Below are 488 nucleotides of genomic sequence, written 5' to 3' on the forward strand. Positions count from 1 at the left end.
GAGCCGGCCCGTGTCGGCGGCGTGCTCGTGCACCCCGGCGACATCGTGGTCGCCGACGAGGAAGGCGTCGTCGTCACTCCCGCCGCCCGCCGGGAGGAGATCCTCGCGGCGGCTCAGGCGAAGCTGGCCAAGGAGGCCGAGGAGTCCCTCGACGCCTGGGAGGCGAACCACCGGGCCCGCATCGACAAGGCGCTGAGCGACCAGGGCTTCACCGGCTGACCGGACCGACTTCCCGTCCACAGGCGCCCCACAGCCGAAACCGTTTGGAACGCCTCGAGTTCCGGCTGCGGGTTCCCGGCCGGCGTGGTGCGACGGTGTGACGGTGTCCTTCGGTGCCGTGGCGGCGTTGGCGGTGGGTGTACGTGGTCATCGCTGCCACGGCCAGCGGTCCGGGGTGAAGTGCGGCTCGGCGCAGACGGTGTGCCAGGGCAGGTCGATGTCCGGCTGTTCTCGTTTCCGCCCTGGTCATGGGCTGTCTCTTATACACA

The 488-nt window shown here is 70.5% G+C and carries 1 protein-coding gene; it reads left to right on the forward strand.

All coding sequences use genetic code 11. From position 1 onward, the window contains the following. A partial coding sequence (locus IF47_RS0126810; RefSeq protein WP_031511626.1) for an RraA family protein occupies window positions 1–219 on the forward strand: 219 nt, incomplete at its 5' end. Window positions 220–488 lie beyond the last annotated feature (269 nt).

This window comes from Streptomyces megasporus (assembly GCF_000718985.1).
In the GTDB taxonomy this organism is placed as follows: Bacteria; Actinomycetota; Actinomycetes; order Streptomycetales; family Streptomycetaceae; genus Streptomyces; species Streptomyces megasporus.